Consider the following 15,844-nt stretch of genomic DNA (forward strand, 5'->3'; position numbering starts at 1 on the left):
ATAAATAAACGTATGTATGTTCCATCTATTGAAAACGCTTTAGTGCCGGTTGTGGTCGAACAGTCATCCCGTGGTGAGCGTTCTTTTGATATTTTTTCACGTCTTTTACGTGAGCGAGTAATCTTTTTAACAGGTGAAGTTGAAGACAACATGGCAAATCTGATTGTTGCCCAGATGTTGTTTCTTGAAGCTGAAAATCCAGACAAGGATATTCACCTGTATATCAACTCTCCTGGTGGTTCAGTCACTGCCGGAATGGCGATTTATGACACCATGCAGTTCATTAAACCTGATGTGGTGACGTACTGTATGGGACAGGCAGCATCCATGGGTGCATTCCTGCTGAATGCAGGTGCCAAAGGCAAACGCTACTGTCTTGAAAATGCCCGCGTCATGATTCACCAGCCACTGGGTGGTTTCCGTGGTCAGGCATCTGACATTGAAATTCATGCCCGTGAAATTCTGTTCATTAAAGAACGTCTGAACAGACTGATGGCTGAACACAGTGGTCAGGACTTTGAAAAAGTGGCACGTGATACAGACCGTGATAATTTTATGACTGCACAGCAGGCTAAAGAATACGGTCTTGTGGACGAAGTGTTATCTAAACGTCCATAAGTAATAAAGATTTAATACTGGAGTGAATATGTCCGATAATCCTCAAGGACAAAAACATTGTTCATTTTGCGGTAAAACGCAGTCTGAAGTCGGGAAACTGATTGCAGGAGAGGACGCATACATCTGTAATGAATGTGTGGACGTATGCCTTGATCTTGTGCAGACCAGTCAGCAGGTTGAATCCGGTGACTGGGCGAGCCGACCTTTACCAAAACCACATGAAATCCGTGCTGCACTGGATCAGTATGTGATTGGTCAGGACGTTGCAAAGAAAACCCTTTCAGTTGCGGTATATAACCATTACAAACGTCTGAAAGTGACACAGTCAGGTCATAAAAATGACGATGCAGTGGAAATTGCGAAAAGTAATATTCTGCTGGTTGGACCGACAGGTTCAGGTAAAACCTTGCTTGCACAGACACTTGCCCGTTTGCTTGATGTTCCATTTGCCATGGCAGATGCAACAACACTGACAGAAGCAGGTTATGTGGGTGAAGATGTTGAAAACATTGTTCAGAAACTATTGCAGAAAGCTGACTACGATGTGGAAAAGGCACAGAAAGGGATCATCTATATCGATGAAATCGACAAGATTACCCGTAAGTCTGAAAACCCATCCATTACCCGTGATGTATCCGGTGAAGGTGTACAGCAGGCTTTACTGAAAATGATTGAAGGAACGGTTGCTTCCATTCCTCCTCAGGGTGGACGTAAACATCCACAACAGGAATTCATTCAGATAGATACATCCAATATCCTGTTTATCTGCGGTGGTGCTTTCTCAGGTCTTGAGAAAATTGTGCAGCAGCGTCAGGAAAAAGGTGGTATCGGTTTCACAGCAGATGTGAAGAAAAAAGATGAGACTCAGAAACTTTCTGATCTTTTCCGTAAGGTTGAAGCGACCGATATGGTTAAGTTTGGTCTGATTCCTGAATTCATCGGTCGTCTGCCTGTGATCGCAACACTGGACGAACTGGATGAAGATGCATTGATGCAGATTCTGACAGAGCCTAAAAATGCACTGACACGTCAGTATCAGTATCTGTTTGATATGGAAAATGTGGACCTTGTATTTGAAGAGTCTGCACTGCGTGCTGTTGCTAAAAAGGCGCTTGAACGCAATACGGGTGCCCGTGGTCTGCGTTCGATTCTGGAAAACAGTCTGCTTGAAGTCATGTATGATCTGCCTAGCCGGACAGATGTTGGTACGGTTGTGGTCAATGAAGCCGTGATTAATGGCGCTGAACAGCCAGAACTGCGTTCTGAACGTCAGCCAGCAGAACAGAAAGCTGCTGAGCCTAAAGTGGATCTGAAGGTTATAAACAGTAAATCTGCCTGATTTACAGTTGTTCGTCAGAAACGCGTGAAAATGTAGAATTTTCGCGCGTTTTTTATTTAAAAAAAGATAACTGGATGTTAATCTCTGCCTTAGGCGTGGATGCCTGAAACGCTGTTTGCGTGTTATACAAAAATCGAAAAATAATAAAAACGCAGTGAGGGATAATCATGCGTGGTTTATATGTTGTTATGTGCAGCAGTCTGGTTTTATTTGGCTGCCATGGTAAATCATCTGTTGAGCAGTCGCCTCAACTGACTTCTACACTGAAAAGTGTCGACACTGAGAAAAAACCCGGTTTTTTTGAGCAGTATCGTGTCGGTGGGTTTTCTGTCGGTGGATGGGTCAATCAGAAATTAGGTCAGAACTTCAAAGCAGTTAAGCCTCAGAATGATCAGGCTGCTGTTGTTTATCTTTATCGTCCCGATTCAAAATGGAACCGTCAGGAAATCGTGGCTTCGAGCCTGTTTATCAATGGTGACCGTATTCCAAGTCTGTTGAATAATCACTATTACTGGGTGGAATTACCAGCGGGTACGTATCGTTTATCAACCAGTCGCCCATTGGCAGTTCAGTATTTCCAGAAACCGAAATATCTGGATTTCAGTGTCGAGGCAGGGCAAAGCTATTTTATTAAATACGATGAAGAGAATCTGAGTACCCGTCGTGAAGTTTCAGGACCTCTGATTATTGTTCCTGAGCGTGTTGGGCTGAATGAAATTGCTTTTACACAGTTAAAGTCTGAAAGTTATAACTTTATTGCGGAAGATCAGCAGACAGGGAAAGTCCGCAGTAAAGCACAGAAGTTGAAAGCACCTAAATATGACCCATCTTCAGATGTGCAGTTGATAAAGCCATTTAAAATCTGGAATCCGGCAACCTGGTAATTTTTATTTCAGAATGAGTGGGTGGATGATTGCCATCATCTGCTCTCTGAATTTCTCCTGGCGGGCAGGATCATTCATGATTTCACCCGTCAGGCTGACCGTACCTTTGACAATATCATTCATCAGTCTGGAACTTTTGTTGTTAATGGACTGTCCCATTGGTGTACTGAGAAACTGAATATAAGCCTGTGCTTCTTCTTCTGTAAATGTACTGCGGTAACCTGATTTAATCAGATTCAAAAACTTCGGATCAGAGACTATTTCCTGGTTGGTGTTCTGCAGCAGCTGACTGATTTTTTCAGCTGCACGTTGCTGTTCTTTGTTCAGTGTCTGTAATCCGAGATTGGCTTTTAAAAGATCCTGTGCCTGGGCATCAAACAGCGGTTTCATATCATGACTGGACTGAATGATCAGCTGCGATGTGTTGCTGAGCTTAAGTAGTTTTTCAAGCGTTGTGTCCTGTACAGTCTGAGTAAAACCAGCCGTGCTGAAGGTCAGTATGCCGGCTGTTATAAGAATGGACTTGAGCTTTAATAGTGATGTCATAACTGCCCCAATGGATATAAAACACTTAAATTAATATAAATGTGAAACAGTTATCATAACAGTGTGTTGGTGTGCTGAAAAGTCCATCCATCAGCTGATATAAAAAAAGCACCCTAAGGGTGCTTTTTTTGAGTACGAAGGATTATTTCGCAGCAGCATCAACCACAGGAATTTTCCCGATTTTTGCTTGCCAGATTTTTGGTGCAGTTGCATGAACAGATGTACCGTTGACATCGACAGCAACAGATACAGGCATATCTTCAACAACAAATTTGTAGATTGCTTCCATACCTAAGTCAGCAAATGCGACAACTTCAGCCTGACGAACTGCTTTAGACACGAGGTAAGCAGCACCACCGACAGCCATCAGGTAAGTTGCTTTGTTGTCTTTGATCGCTTCGATAGCAGTTGGACCACGATCCGCTTTACCGATCATACCGAACAGACCTGTTGCTTCAAGCACCTGACGGGTGAATTTGTCCATACGTGTTGCGGTTGTCGGACCCGCAGGACCAACCACTTCATCGCCAACAGGATCAACAGGACCGACGTAGTAAATGAATTTACCTTTAAGATCGACAGGAAGTTCTTCACCATTGTCGAGCATTTCACACATACGTTTATGCGCAGCGTCACGACCTGTGTAGATCGTACCGTTTAACAGTAATGTGTCACCTGGTTGCCATGAGTTCATTTCTTCCTGTGTGATGTTGTCTAAGTCAACACGTTTGGAAGATGAAGAATCCCAGGTTACTTCAGGGTAATCAGAAAGTTTAGGTGCCTGAATATGCGCAACACTAGAACCATCCAGCTGGAAATGTGCATGACGGGTTGCAGCACAGTTTGGAATCATACCGACTGGTTTGCCTGCAGCGTGGCAAGGGTAGTCTTTGATTTTAATATCAAGCACGGTAGTCAGACCGCCAAGACCCTGTGCACCAATACCGAGTGCATTTACTTTTTCGAAGATTTCCATACGGAGTTCTTCGATTTTGTTTTCTGGTCCACGACGAAGTAACTCGTCCATGTTGATTTCTTCCATGAGTGATTCTTTTGCAAGCATCATGGCTTTTTCAGCTGTACCACCAATCCCGATACCGAGCATACCAGGAGGACACCAGCCTGCACCCATCGTTGGGACAGTTTTCAGTACCCAGTCCACGATTGAATCAGATGGATTCAGCATTGCCAGTTTGGATTTATTTTCTGAACCGCCACCTTTGGCAGCCACAGTGATGTCTACTTTATTACCCGGAACGAGTTTGTAGTGAATCACAGCAGGGGTGTTGTCTTTGGTATTTTTACGACCAAAAGCAGGATCTGCAAGTACAGATGCGCGAAGTACGTTTGAGTTTTCCAGGTAACCCTGGCGTACGCCTTCGTTGATTGCATCATCCAGGCTCATGGTTAAATCAAATTTAACATCTAAGCCCACATCAACAAATACGTTAACAATACCAGTATCCTGACAGATTGGACGATGACCTTCTGCACACATACGTGAGTTGATTAAGATCTGTGCAATTGCATCCTTGGCAGCTTTGTTCTCTTCGCGGTCATACGCACGGCTCATTGCCTGGATGAAATCCTGTGGATGGTAATACGAAATGAACTGAAGCGCGTCCTTGACCGATGTGATCAAGTCGTCTTGCTTGATAATAGTTGTCATATCAAAAATCTCTTGAGCGGGCTGATAGCTAGCGGGCTAAATTATACGTGATATTGCACTTTTTGTGGCGTGTTTGTATATTTTATCGGCTAAAGTTTAATGAAATATTTGCTGTCATATTTCACTGAGTAAGAGACATAAAATCTGTAATTATTTCATCTGTGAAAATAAAAACTGAATTTCATGAATGGTTTTTATATTTTAAGCATATGAAAATAAACAACTTTAATTTATTTCTGTTTTTTTATTTAAATATGACACTGTTGTCATAAAGTTGTCATAAAACTTTCACATAATGCCATCATCAAAACATGAGTGATGAAAGATGACAATTTCAAGCGTGTTGATGGTGATTGGATTCAGTATCTATATTGCTGCAACCTGGATGTATGGTCAGAAAGAAGATTAAGCCCGACGCTTTATCTTCTTTTTTTATGTCTGAATTTATGTCTTTTAATCAATTTTTATGCGGAAACCGTTTTAAATTTCTATACTGATCTGTCATGGAACTGAAGAGGAATAAGGATGATGGATCAGAATTGTCCTGCTGAAAATATTATCAGCCTCTATAAAAAACATGCCCGTGCCTGGACAGCACTTCGTGGAGGCTTGTTGTATGAAAAAGCCTGGCTGGATCATTTTCTGGCATTTATCCCTGAACATTCACAGATTATTGATTTTGGCTGCGGTTCTGGAAAACCCATTGCAGCGTATCTGATTGCTCAGGGGCATGCGGTGACAGGTGTGGACAGCTCAGATACCATGATTGAAATGGCTCGGCTGAATTTTCCAGATCAGCGATGGATTGTGCATGATATGCGCAACTTTAAAGCAGATCAGACATTTCAGGGCATTCTGGCATGGGACAGTTTCTTTCATCTGTCACCGGATGATCAGCGTGCGATGTTTCAGCAGTTTACAGACTGTGCTCAACAGGGTACGGCATTGATGTTCAGCAGTGGACCTTCAGCAGGAGAAACCATCGGTGAGCTGTTTGGTGATGCGCTTTATCATGCCAGTCTTTCTCAGGAAGAATACCGACAGTTACTTGCAGAGCATGGTTTTGAGGTGTTGAAAATGGTGACCGAAGATCCTGAATGCACAGGGCATACGGTATGGCTGGCAAAGAAAAAATAACTCATCAGGTTTAATAAAAGTAGAGCTCACAGTTTTTAACTGTCTCCATGTCATATTGAAATATCAGGATATGACCTGCGTCATACAGAATCAATTATTATAACAAGGGTGCCCTTGTACGCTATGGCGTACATGAATTGGAGGAATTGTCCAATATACAGCATCTGAATATTTTCTTATGATGGACGCATAGAGAGCAGGATGCTCCGAAAATAACAATAAAATACAGTACAAGGAATGTCAGGTAAGACAGGAGTCATGCCTAAGCATCAAATACGAAAAAAGCCCGACAGGATGTCGGGCTTTTTTTATGCCTGAATTGATGTGCGTACATGGCTGGTTCGGTCATGGTACGTTTTTAACATAAGCTGTCGGCTTTGCTGAAAATACAGATGTCTGTGAAAAACAGGTACCGATTACTTTTGCACATTCAGACGGTGATCAGGCTGAGTTCTGATCAGCTTAGTGAACGTCCTGCAGCTTGATCCAGAGCATGGAAGTTGTCTGGTTCTGTGGAGTGCTGCCTGTCATTTGCAGTTGTGTTTTTGCGTTGTTTAATTGCCCACTGATTTTATACTGGTAACCATTTTCAGGGTTTGTCCAGAGACCATTACTGAAACGGGTTTTACCTGTATCTGAAGTAAGCCCCTGCAATGCTTCCATACCGATAACAGATTGGTTTTTAAGGCTCCCTGTACATTTCTGACAGTTTTTTAAGTTTTTTGAAGCTCCATGCAGCTGAGTAATTACCGCGCTGTACTGTTGTGTTCTGGAGTTTTTACGAATCACAATGTCTGAAATATAAGAGTCAGTACGGTTATCAATGATTTTCCAGGTTCCAATAAGGGGATCAGAAGTATAGGAAAAAGCAGATGTACTGAACAATGCGAGTGTGAAAGCCGTAGATAAAGATTTAAAATTCATAAACAAAAACAATCAGATAAAAACGTGAATATTATACTTGTTGTGATTGTTATTATTATATTAAATATTTGATTTATTTAATCTTTACTGAGGTTTATATTAAAAAAACCACCCTGTTTTACAACAGGGTGGTTGAGTATCAACTCGAAAACGTGAAACTGTTATCCAGCCTGCTGTTCAGACTGAATCGCGGTTAAAGCGATCGTGAAGACAATGTCATCCACCAAAGCACCACGGGACAGATCATTTACAGGTTTGTTCAGACCTTGCAGCATTGGTCCAACACTGACTACATTGGCAGAGCGCTGAACCGCTTTATAGGTTGTGTTACCTGTATTCAGATCAGGGAAAATAAAGACATTGGCACGACCAGCAACTTTAGAATCAGGCGCTTTAGACTTACCAACGCTTTCAACCGATGCAGCATCGTACTGAAGTGGACCATCAATCAGTAAATCAGGACGGCGTTCTTTTGCAATACGGGTCGCTTCAGCAACTTTTTCAACTTCAGCACCTGCACCTGATGTTCCTGTTGAGTAGGAAATCATGGCAATGCGCGGGTCGATACCAAAAGCTTTTGCGGAGTCAGCAGACTGAATTGCAATCTCAGCCAGCTGTTCTGCATCTGGATCTGGGTTGATTGCACAGTCACCATACACATACACTTCATCCGGTAGCAGCATAAAGAACACAGACGAAACCAGTGAATAATCTGGAGCTGTCTTAATCAGCTGGAAAGCAGGGCGGACTGTATTTGCAGTGGTATGTACTGCACCAGAAACCAGACCATCGACCTGATTCAGAGCAAGCATCATTGTGCCCAGTACAACGGTATCCTGAAGCTGTTCACGTGCCTGAAGTTCATTGATTTTGCCTTTACGCAGTTCAACCATTTTTCCGACATAGTTTTCACGGATCAGGTCTGGATCAATCACTTCAAGATCATGTGGAAGTTCAATGCCACGAGCTTTTGCAACTTCAATTACAGCTTCTGGTTTAGCCAGAAGAATACATTGTGCAATACCGCGTGACTGACAGATTGCAGCAGCCTGTACGGTACGAGGCTCATCACCTTCAGGCAGTACAATGCGTTTTCTTGCAGCAATGGATTTCTGTACCAGTTCATGACGGAATGCAGAAGGAGAAAGACGGGTCTGATATGAACCATTCAGTAGTCTGGTCAGCCAGTCTTCATTGATATGACTGGAAACAAAACGGGTCACCTGTTCAGCACGTTCAGTGTCATCTACAGGAATTTCATTGCTCAGACTGGCAAGACTCTGTGCTGTTTCAAATGTGCTCAGCGGAGTATGCAGAATAGGCAGACCCTGTTTAATTGCTGTCTGACAGAATTCAATCACCTGTGCATTTGGGGCATGGTGTTCAGTCAGAACCAGACCTGCAAGAGGAATACCGTTGCTGCTTGCAAGACTGCTTGCGAGCAGAACGTCAATGCGGTCAGATGCGCTGATAATCAGTTCGCCTGCAACAAATTTATGCAGTTCATGTTCAATATTGGATGCAATCAGACTGCTGTGCAGGACACGACGCTGAGCTGCTTCACCAGTGTTGATCCATTCAGCCTGAATGTGGCTTGCAAGGTCAGACATACGTGGCACGCTCAGCGTGTTGCTGAATGGTACCAGACCAATCACAGGCAGTTTATCTGTTCCGATATGTGCATGGGTCTGCTGAATTGCGCTGACAAATTTGTTGGTATCGCTGATCAGGCGCAGAGCAGGGTCAATTGTAACCGGAATCTGTGCAGAATCTTCTGGCAGACCTCTGGTACGCATAAACAGAACACCTGAAACACGTGTACCTGTTGAACCACCAAAGTGACGCAGCTGGCTTTCAACTTTTTCAGCTGAACACAGTGGATTTCTGATGTCTGCATTGCTGACAATAATGACTTTGGCATCGAGTGCCTGAGCCAGTGCTGTATTGAGTTCAGATGCAAAAGAGTCGCGGTTGTTTGGCAGCAGACCTTCAACAATGATCAGGTCATGTTTTTTTGCAATCTGGCGGTGCAGGCGAACAGCTTCTTCAAGCAGTTCATCACTTTCATCATGGTTCAGCTGCTGAGTTACAGTTGCATAAGGAATCGGTTCAACAGTTTCACTTTGGGTCAGGTGACGGAACAGTGCAGAAGTACGGTCAGCCCCCAGTGTGAGTTCCTGAGAAAATGGTTTCAGGAAACCTGCTTTAACACCCTGACATTCAAGGGCATAAATTAAACCCAGGCATGCAGAAGTTAAGCCTACCCCTTCGCCTGTTGGCACTAAAAGAATTGTTTTCATAATAAAATCTGAAATAAAAATTAAAATTTAACTGGGTAGGGTAAAGAGCGACTGCTTAAGCAGTCGCGGTATCAGTTTCAGACTTTTTTGCAGTTGTCTGATTAACCTCATGAGCTACAACATTTTCAGTTTCTTTAGCAATACGGCCTTCTTCATCTGTTGGAATAACCCAGATCTGTGGTCCTGTACCTGCATCAATACGACCTTCTGAACCACGGTTCAGTGTGCTGTTCTTATCTTTACACAGGTTGAAACCAAAGTGAGGCAGGTAAGTCAGTGTTTTTTCACGGATGTAGGATGAGTTCTCACCAATACCACCTGTGAAGAACAGACCATCAATACGAGGTAAGCCACAGCTGAGAGCAGCCAGTGATTTTGCCAGGCGGTAGCAGAACACTTCAATAGCAAGCGCGGCATCTTCATTGCCTTGCTCAGATGCTTCAATCAGTGTACGCATGTCATTGGACAGATCAGAGAGACCCAGAAGACCAGACTGGCTGTTCAGCATTTTATCAATTTTATAGATGTCCCAACCCAGGTTGCTGGCAAGGAAGCTGTGCATACTTGGATCTACATCACCACTACGGGTACCCATAACAACACCTTCAAGTGGTGTTAGGCCCATAGAAGTATCGACGCTCTGACCATTCCAGATGGCACAGGTCGAGCTGCCGTTTCCAAGGTGAGCTGTCAGCCATCCACCCTGTTTAAAGCTGCCTGCCAGTTCAGAACCACGCTCTGAAACATAAGCATGGCTTGTACCGTGGAAGCCATAACGACGCACGTTATGTTCTGTATAAAGGAATTTTGGCACTGCGTAACGGAAAGCGTGAGCAGGCATGGTCTGGTGGAATGCTGTATCAAAAACAGCGACCTGAGGAAGTTCAGGGAACAGACGCATAGTTGCACCGATACCCACAAGGTGAGCTGGGTTATGTAATGGTGCAAGTGGTGTTGCTGAACGAATTTTTTCAATAATTTCAGGCGTCAGTAATTCTGCTTTTGTTAATGTGCCGCCGTGAACAACACGGTGACCAATTGCCTGAGGATTATAATGAGACAGGCGTTCAAGAATTGTTTCAAGTGCCTTTTCATGGTCTGCAAAAGGAATTGACAGTTCAAGCGGCTGGTTTCCAGCGGTAACGCCTTTAATACGAGCTTCTGCTGAACCTAAGTTTTCAGCAAGACCGAAAATGCGGTCTTCACGACGTTCAGACACAAGTGCATATTTGATGGAGGATGAACCGCAGTTAATTACCAATACTGATGTAGACACGTTTTAATACCCAAATTTTAATTGAAATGAATCGTCCATTGAGTGATCTTCATGCAGTACAAATCGGTGCAATCCAGATCAGTAATGACGTTTTAACACGGGTTTTTTCTCTGTTCTAGATAGACTTTAGGAGATTAGACTTAAGCACTATCGACCGAAAAATCATTAATAGTTAATATTTATCAGTTGATTGTTTAAATTTATGATTAGAAGAATAAGCCTTTATTTAACATAGCATGTTCCAGTGCTGTCAGGCGACTGTAAATGTTTAAAAATATTACTTCCACGACCTGATTCAGATCATCTGTCATCACATGTTCTCAGGCACATGTATCCAATACCTTCCCAAAACACCTGCATCATTCATATCAGCCTCAGTTGAGGTATATGTATTTAATCAGCGTAAAAATGCTGAAAGATTTTTTATTCTGCTTCTGTGACCATCTAGTGATAACTGTACTGGAAAAATGGTATAGCACTGGGTTTATGAAACATCAAAGCAGAAGATGTGAGGAGGGGATTAAGCAGGAGATCTATGAATATAAAAACAGGATGGGCTGTTCAATTGAACAGCAGACTTCCATGTGCAGGTTTTATGATGTTGCCTGATGCGACAAAAACATAAAGTCAGACAAAGAAGTCTGCCGGATATTAAAAACAGGTCGCTTAGTGACGGATCTGACCATCACCTAAAACAATCCATTTCTGTGAAGTCAGACCTTCCAGTCCAACAGGACCACGGGCATGAATTTTATCGGTAGAGATACCGATTTCAGCGCCTAAGCCGTATTCAAAACCATCTGCAAAACGGGTTGATGCGTTGACCATTACAGAGCTTGAGTCAACACGAGTCAGGAACTGACGTGCCAGACTGAAATTTTCAGTAATAATGGCATCGGTATGATGTGAGCCATACTTGTTGATGTGCTGAATTGCTTCTTCAATACCTGAAACAACTTTCACTGCAAGTACAGGACCCAGGTATTCTTCATACCAGTCTTCTTCTGTTGCTGTTTTTACCGTGCTGCCCAGAATCTGGCGGGTTGCAGCATCACCACGAAGTTCAACCTGTTTTTCAGCATACAGCTCTGCAACACGTGGCAGAAAATCTTCAGCAATTTTTTCATCCACCAGCAGGGTTTCCATGGCATTACAGACACCATAGCGATGTGTTTTTGCATTCAGTGCAATCGGCAAGGCTTTATGAAGATCTGCCTGAGCTTCCACATACACATGACAGTTCCCATCAAGATGCTTAATGACTGGAATTGTTGCTTCATTGGTAATACGTTCAATTAAGCCTTTACCACCACGCGGAACAATCACATCCACAAATTCAGACAGTGTAATCAGCTGTCCAACCGCAGCACGGTCAGTGGTATTGATCACCTGTACGCAGCTTTCTGGAAGTCCTGCAACCTTCAGTCCATGCTGAACAGCTTCAGCAATGGCTCTGTTGGATTCCATCGCTTCTGAACCGCCACGTAAAATAATGGCATTGCCTGACTTAAGTGCCAGTGAAGCAGCTTCAAGCGTCACGTTTGGACGGGATTCATAGATCATGCCGACCACGCCCAGCGGCACGCGCATTTTACCAATCTGAATACCGGTCGGGCGATAAGCCAGGTCTGTAATTTCTCCAATCGGATCAACCAGTGCAATCACATCCTTGAGACCTTGCAGCATGTCTTTAAAGCGTGTGGGCGTCAGTTCCAGACGATCCAGTAAGGCACTGTCCAGCTGATTGTTACGACCTTTGGTCATATCAGTCTGGTTAGCGGCCAGGATACTGGATTCACTGTTCTCCAACGCTGTATAAACAGCAGAAAGAGCATTGTTCTTTGTCTGGGTAGAAGCGCCAGCCAGGATACTCGATGCCTGACGTGCCTGTTGTCCTACCGTTTGCATGTATTGTTCAATAGAATCTTGCATAGCGGTTTGATCACATGGAAATTTCATCTTCGATAGTAACAGCCAGAGGCTGGACAATGAAGCACCAGAAAATTAAAAAAGCAGGAAAAGCGCTTAAACCTGTAAACATTTTGAAATTGTTTGCCTGAATAAAAGTAGATAAGCGGTTGCATAAGTGGTTGCTTGTAAATTGCTCCTCTGTATAGAATGAAATGCTAAGGACAATGAAGTCATACAAATAAATACAAAAGCAGGATGTTTATATGATGACGAGGGTTTTCTGAATGAATTCTTGCACAATAAAAACAAGGCAGGAAGATTGGAGGAAAGGAAGATGAATTCCATTATCCAGATGGACACGGACGTACATGAAGCCAGTACACACTTTGGTTTCTTTGATGTTTATGATAAACACAGCTTCAAACAGCCGGCACGGACAACGTGGATTGATGGCTGGAAAGTTGAATATATGGCAATTGGTCTTCCTGAGACTATGCACAACACGCCCATTGTGATTATCGGTGGTGCATTTCAGAATTTTAACTCCTACAAATACTGTGTGGAACAATTGTTTGATGCAGGTCCCGTGGTACTGATTGATCTGCCATCCATGGGTGCCAATCAGCAGATCTCCAATGTGGACACCGGACTTTCAGCAGGAACACTCGAACTGGAAGACCTGGCAGGTATGCTGGGTCACTGGATGGATATTGTCGGGCTGGAAAAAATCCGGGTCATGGGCATGTCATTAGGTTCAGTTGTTGCATCCTGTCTTGCGCATCAGCGTCCAGAACTGATTGATCGTATGATTCTGATGGGTGTTATGCAGAAGACCCGTAAAAGCTGGCGCATGCTGCTTGAAGAATCACTGCATCTCATGAAAGAACAGCGCATGGAGGAATTTGGTCAGGCGGTTATTCTTTACCTGGTCAATCATGCAAAACTTGATGTGACCCGTATGTCACCGACTGCGAAACGTCTGTTCTTCAAGCAAATGGCAGAATTTACGGCAACAGAGCAGGAACGTTATGACATTAACTGTAACCGTTTACTGCGTCTTGCAGGTGTTCCGATTCCACAGTGCCGTACCCTTGTTGCCTGTGGTCAGTATGACAGTTTTACTTTGCCGCATGAAAATGCAAACTTTGCGCTTCAGTGCCCGGATATGGAATTTGCCATGATTGCCAATGCAGATCATGTGCCTCAGCTGCAACGTCGTAAGGAAACTATGAATCTGTTTGCCACCTACTTAAAAGGCGAATCCATTCAGCAGGTTGAAGGCATTATTCCAATGACCCGTGCTCAGCTGCTGACGATGGAGCGCAGAGGTGAAGCGCGTGTGCGGGTACAGCAGCCAGAAACTGTCCTGACACATCGTCATTTACCTGTGACACTTCCTGTTCAGGTGGTTGATCTGAATTATTTTGGTGTGTTGCTGGATCTGGGCGACGACCTGATTGCTCAGGCAGAGCAGTATCCAAGAGATCTTGCTTTGCATCTGCATGATGAAGAAGGTGCTTTCAGCATCGAATGTCTTATTTTTGAGACTGAGCAGGGTAAAGCGAGAGCTTTATTCAAGCACGGCAGTTTTGATGTGGCAGATCGCTTGTTACGCTTTGTTCAGCGTCAGAAAGAAGCATTACAGTTGAAAAATGCGCAATGCTGAAATATTTATTCTAAATCTGAAAAAAGCCTGATCCATTGATCAGGCTTTTTTTATCCATGACAGAAAAATTTGATCCATGGAAAATATACAGTGTGGATTGTTGTTTAAGCTCAATGATGATTTTTTGTTGATGTGTAAAGCCAAAAAAAGAGTGCTGATAAGCACTCTTTTTTAATTTCACTGATTATTCAGTTACAAAAGTGACTGTGCCATCTTTCAGTGACTCAACACGAGCCAGTGATTCAACACGGTAACCTTTGTCCAGCAACAGCTGACGACCCGGCTGGAATGATTTTTCAATCACAATACCAATACCGACTACTTCTGCATCTGCCTGATGAATCAGGTCTGCCAGACCCAGTGCCGCCTGACCGTTTGCAAGGAAGTCATCAATCACAAGAACCTTGTCGCTTTCAGTGATATGCTTTTTAGAAATCGCGATGGTACTTTCAACCTGTTTGGTAAATGAAAATACTTTAGAGCGATATAAGTCATCTTTCAGCGTCAGAGACTGGTATTTACGGGCAAAGATGACTGGAACGCCCAGTTCAAGACCTGCCATAACAGCAGGAGCAATACCTGAAGCTTCAATGGTGATAATTTTTGTAATACCGGCATCTTTAAACAGACGGGCAAATTCCTGACCAACCTGTTGCATCATTACAGGGTCAATTTGATGGTTTAAGAAAGAGTCGACTTTCAGAACTTGATCAGATAGAACGATACCTTCAGCTAAGATTTTCTGTTCCAGAGCGTGCACGGGGAGATTCCTCTAAGGGCAGGTGCTTTTTAAAGCAAAGGCGTATTTTAAAAAGCACCGTAAAAAATGCAAGCGAAATTGATCAAATTGATTAATTTGATGGTCCATTATAACCAGTCAGCAGTAAACCATAAGAGGTTTTCTTGTCGATATGACTGACTTTGACCGGAAGGTAGTCCAGTTTTGGTGCCAGCCAGAAAATAGTTTCACGACCTGGTTTGTCATGTTTCATGACTACTTTGACTGTGTCGAATGTGCCATAAGAGGTTTTGACTTTTTCAGCACCCTGTTTGACAAATCTGCGTGATTCAACTTCTTTGGCATCTGCAATCGAATAACTGGACTTCAAGCCACCATTTTTAAGATCTTCACGTAACTGAAGTTCAGCATTCAACTCATCCAGTACACCGGATTTCCATGCAAAAGTACGGGGTTCATTGTCTTTTTTGGTAGTGATGGTTTTTGCAGATGGATTGAAATTAATGCTCATCGTGTTGTTGTGAACAAGAATTTTACTGGTCCGGCTGAAACTTGTCGATGAAATCTGGTCACCATTGAGCGTGAAACGACTGGTCTCAGTTGCAGAGGCAATTCCACCTGCTTTTGCAGCAAAGACATAATTCCAGCCATTGCCTGATTTACTCAGTGTACGGGTGGCAGAACCTAAGTTTTTACCGTTGTAATTAAACTGATAGCTTGCCTGAAATGGGCTCATGGCAAAAGTCTGGCTTGAGAAACCAGCTAGGAGCAGTGTAGCTGAGACACCTGTTGCCATCGCCATTGTTTTCAATACATGTTGAGCCATAAGTACATT

At 43.4% G+C, this 15,844-nt stretch carries 13 protein-coding genes; 5 read left to right on the forward strand and 8 right to left on the reverse strand.

What is annotated here, in order from left to right; translation table 11 throughout:
- Positions 1-12: 12 nt before the first annotated feature.
- The 3 genes from clpP (at position 13) to CDG61_RS02925 (ending at position 2,841) form a co-directional block, all read left to right on the forward strand.
- Positions 13-618: an ATP-dependent Clp endopeptidase proteolytic subunit ClpP gene (gene clpP / locus CDG61_RS02915; protein WP_087512759.1), complete on the forward strand. Its 606-nt coding sequence runs from the start codon at positions 13-15 to the stop codon at positions 616-618.
- Between the two features lie 28 nt (positions 619-646).
- Positions 647-1,957 (forward strand): ATP-dependent protease ATP-binding subunit ClpX, encoded by a 1,311-nt coding sequence (gene clpX, locus CDG61_RS02920; RefSeq protein ID WP_087512758.1) that lies wholly within the window; start codon positions 647-649, stop codon positions 1,955-1,957.
- 167 nt (positions 1,958-2,124) lie between these two features.
- Positions 2,125-2,841: a DUF2846 domain-containing protein gene (locus CDG61_RS02925; protein ID WP_087549981.1), complete on the forward strand. Its 717-nt coding sequence runs from the start codon at positions 2,125-2,127 to the stop codon at positions 2,839-2,841.
- 3 nt (positions 2,842-2,844) lie between these two features.
- Here CDG61_RS02925 and CDG61_RS02930 read toward each other — a convergent pair whose 3' ends face one another.
- Positions 2,845-3,387, reverse strand: a complete 543-nt coding sequence (locus CDG61_RS02930) for a DUF2059 domain-containing protein (RefSeq protein ID WP_087549982.1) — start codon at positions 3,385-3,387, stop codon at positions 2,845-2,847.
- 142 nt (positions 3,388-3,529) lie between these two features.
- Positions 3,530-5,056 carry a fumarate hydratase gene (locus CDG61_RS02935; RefSeq protein ID WP_087549983.1) on the reverse strand — a complete coding sequence of 509 codons (1,527 nt, stop codon included), beginning with the start codon at positions 5,054-5,056 and terminating at the stop codon, positions 3,530-3,532.
- A gap of 525 nt (positions 5,057-5,581) precedes the next feature.
- On the opposite strand from CDG61_RS02935, the gene CDG61_RS02940 reads away from it, so the two are divergent.
- Positions 5,582-6,193, forward strand: coding sequence for a class I SAM-dependent DNA methyltransferase (locus tag CDG61_RS02940; protein ID WP_087549984.1), 612 nt, complete (start codon positions 5,582-5,584; stop codon positions 6,191-6,193).
- 462 nt (positions 6,194-6,655) lie between these two features.
- Here CDG61_RS02940 and CDG61_RS02945 read toward each other — a convergent pair whose 3' ends face one another.
- The 4 genes from CDG61_RS02945 to CDG61_RS02965 form a co-directional block, all read right to left on the reverse strand.
- Positions 6,656-7,117 carry a DUF2147 domain-containing protein gene (locus CDG61_RS02945; protein WP_087549985.1) on the reverse strand — a complete coding sequence of 154 codons (462 nt, stop codon included), beginning with the start codon at positions 7,115-7,117 and terminating at the stop codon, positions 6,656-6,658.
- Between the two features lie 161 nt (positions 7,118-7,278).
- On the reverse strand, positions 7,279-9,417 hold the full coding sequence (gene pta / locus CDG61_RS02950; RefSeq protein WP_087549986.1) for a phosphate acetyltransferase: 2,139 nt from the start codon (positions 9,415-9,417) through the stop codon (positions 7,279-7,281).
- A gap of 55 nt (positions 9,418-9,472) precedes the next feature.
- Entirely contained in the window at positions 9,473-10,693 is a 1,221-nt protein-coding gene (locus tag CDG61_RS02955; protein ID WP_087549987.1) for an acetate/propionate family kinase, read from the reverse strand.
- 666 nt (positions 10,694-11,359) lie between these two features.
- Entirely contained in the window at positions 11,360-12,625 is a 1,266-nt protein-coding gene (locus CDG61_RS02965) for a glutamate-5-semialdehyde dehydrogenase (RefSeq protein ID WP_087512885.1), read from the reverse strand.
- A 313-nt stretch (positions 12,626-12,938) separates the two neighbouring features.
- Here CDG61_RS02965 and CDG61_RS02970 point away from each other — a divergent pair, with 313 nt between their 5' ends.
- Positions 12,939-14,270 carry an alpha/beta fold hydrolase gene (locus CDG61_RS02970; RefSeq protein ID WP_087549989.1) on the forward strand — a complete coding sequence of 444 codons (1,332 nt, stop codon included), beginning with the start codon at positions 12,939-12,941 and terminating at the stop codon, positions 14,268-14,270.
- Between the two features lie 184 nt (positions 14,271-14,454).
- Here the strand turns inward: CDG61_RS02970 and CDG61_RS02975 are convergent, their stop codons facing one another.
- Positions 14,455-15,030: a xanthine phosphoribosyltransferase gene (locus tag CDG61_RS02975; RefSeq protein ID WP_087512749.1), complete on the reverse strand. Its 576-nt coding sequence runs from the start codon at positions 15,028-15,030 to the stop codon at positions 14,455-14,457.
- Between the two features lie 91 nt (positions 15,031-15,121).
- Positions 15,122-15,835 (reverse strand): DUF3108 domain-containing protein, encoded by a 714-nt coding sequence (locus CDG61_RS02980; protein ID WP_087549990.1) that lies wholly within the window; start codon positions 15,833-15,835, stop codon positions 15,122-15,124.
- Between the last annotated feature and the right edge of the window lie 9 nt (positions 15,836-15,844).

The organism is Acinetobacter sp. WCHAc010052 (genome assembly GCF_002165295.2).
GTDB classification, from domain to species: domain Bacteria; phylum Pseudomonadota; class Gammaproteobacteria; order Pseudomonadales; family Moraxellaceae; genus Acinetobacter; species Acinetobacter chinensis.

What these genes read in the sequence shown, in the direction of transcription:
- clpP (WP_087512759.1), top strand. Translation starts at nt 13, where the DNA reads ATGTATGTTCCATCTATTGAAAACGCTTTAGTGCCGGTTGTGGTCGAA.
- clpX (WP_087512758.1), top strand. Translation starts at nt 647, where the DNA reads ATGTCCGATAATCCTCAAGGACAAAAACATTGTTCATTTTGCGGTAAA.
- CDG61_RS02925 (WP_087549981.1), top strand. Translation starts at nt 2,125, where the DNA reads ATGCGTGGTTTATATGTTGTTATGTGCAGCAGTCTGGTTTTATTTGGC.
- CDG61_RS02930 (WP_087549982.1), bottom strand. Translation starts at nt 3,387, where the DNA reads ATGACATCACTATTAAAGCTCAAGTCCATTCTTATAACAGCCGGCATA.
- CDG61_RS02935 (WP_087549983.1), bottom strand. Translation starts at nt 5,056, where the DNA reads ATGACAACTATTATCAAGCAAGACGACTTGATCACATCGGTCAAGGAC.
- CDG61_RS02940 (WP_087549984.1), top strand. Translation starts at nt 5,582, where the DNA reads ATGATGGATCAGAATTGTCCTGCTGAAAATATTATCAGCCTCTATAAA.
- CDG61_RS02945 (WP_087549985.1), bottom strand. Translation starts at nt 7,117, where the DNA reads ATGAATTTTAAATCTTTATCTACGGCTTTCACACTCGCATTGTTCAGT.
- pta (WP_087549986.1), bottom strand. Translation starts at nt 9,417, where the DNA reads ATGAAAACAATTCTTTTAGTGCCAACAGGCGAAGGGGTAGGCTTAACT.
- CDG61_RS02965 (WP_087512885.1), bottom strand. Translation starts at nt 12,625, where the DNA reads ATGCAAGATTCTATTGAACAATACATGCAAACGGTAGGACAACAGGCA.
- CDG61_RS02970 (WP_087549989.1), top strand. Translation starts at nt 12,939, where the DNA reads ATGAATTCCATTATCCAGATGGACACGGACGTACATGAAGCCAGTACA.
- CDG61_RS02980 (WP_087549990.1), bottom strand. Translation starts at nt 15,835, where the DNA reads ATGGCTCAACATGTATTGAAAACAATGGCGATGGCAACAGGTGTCTCA.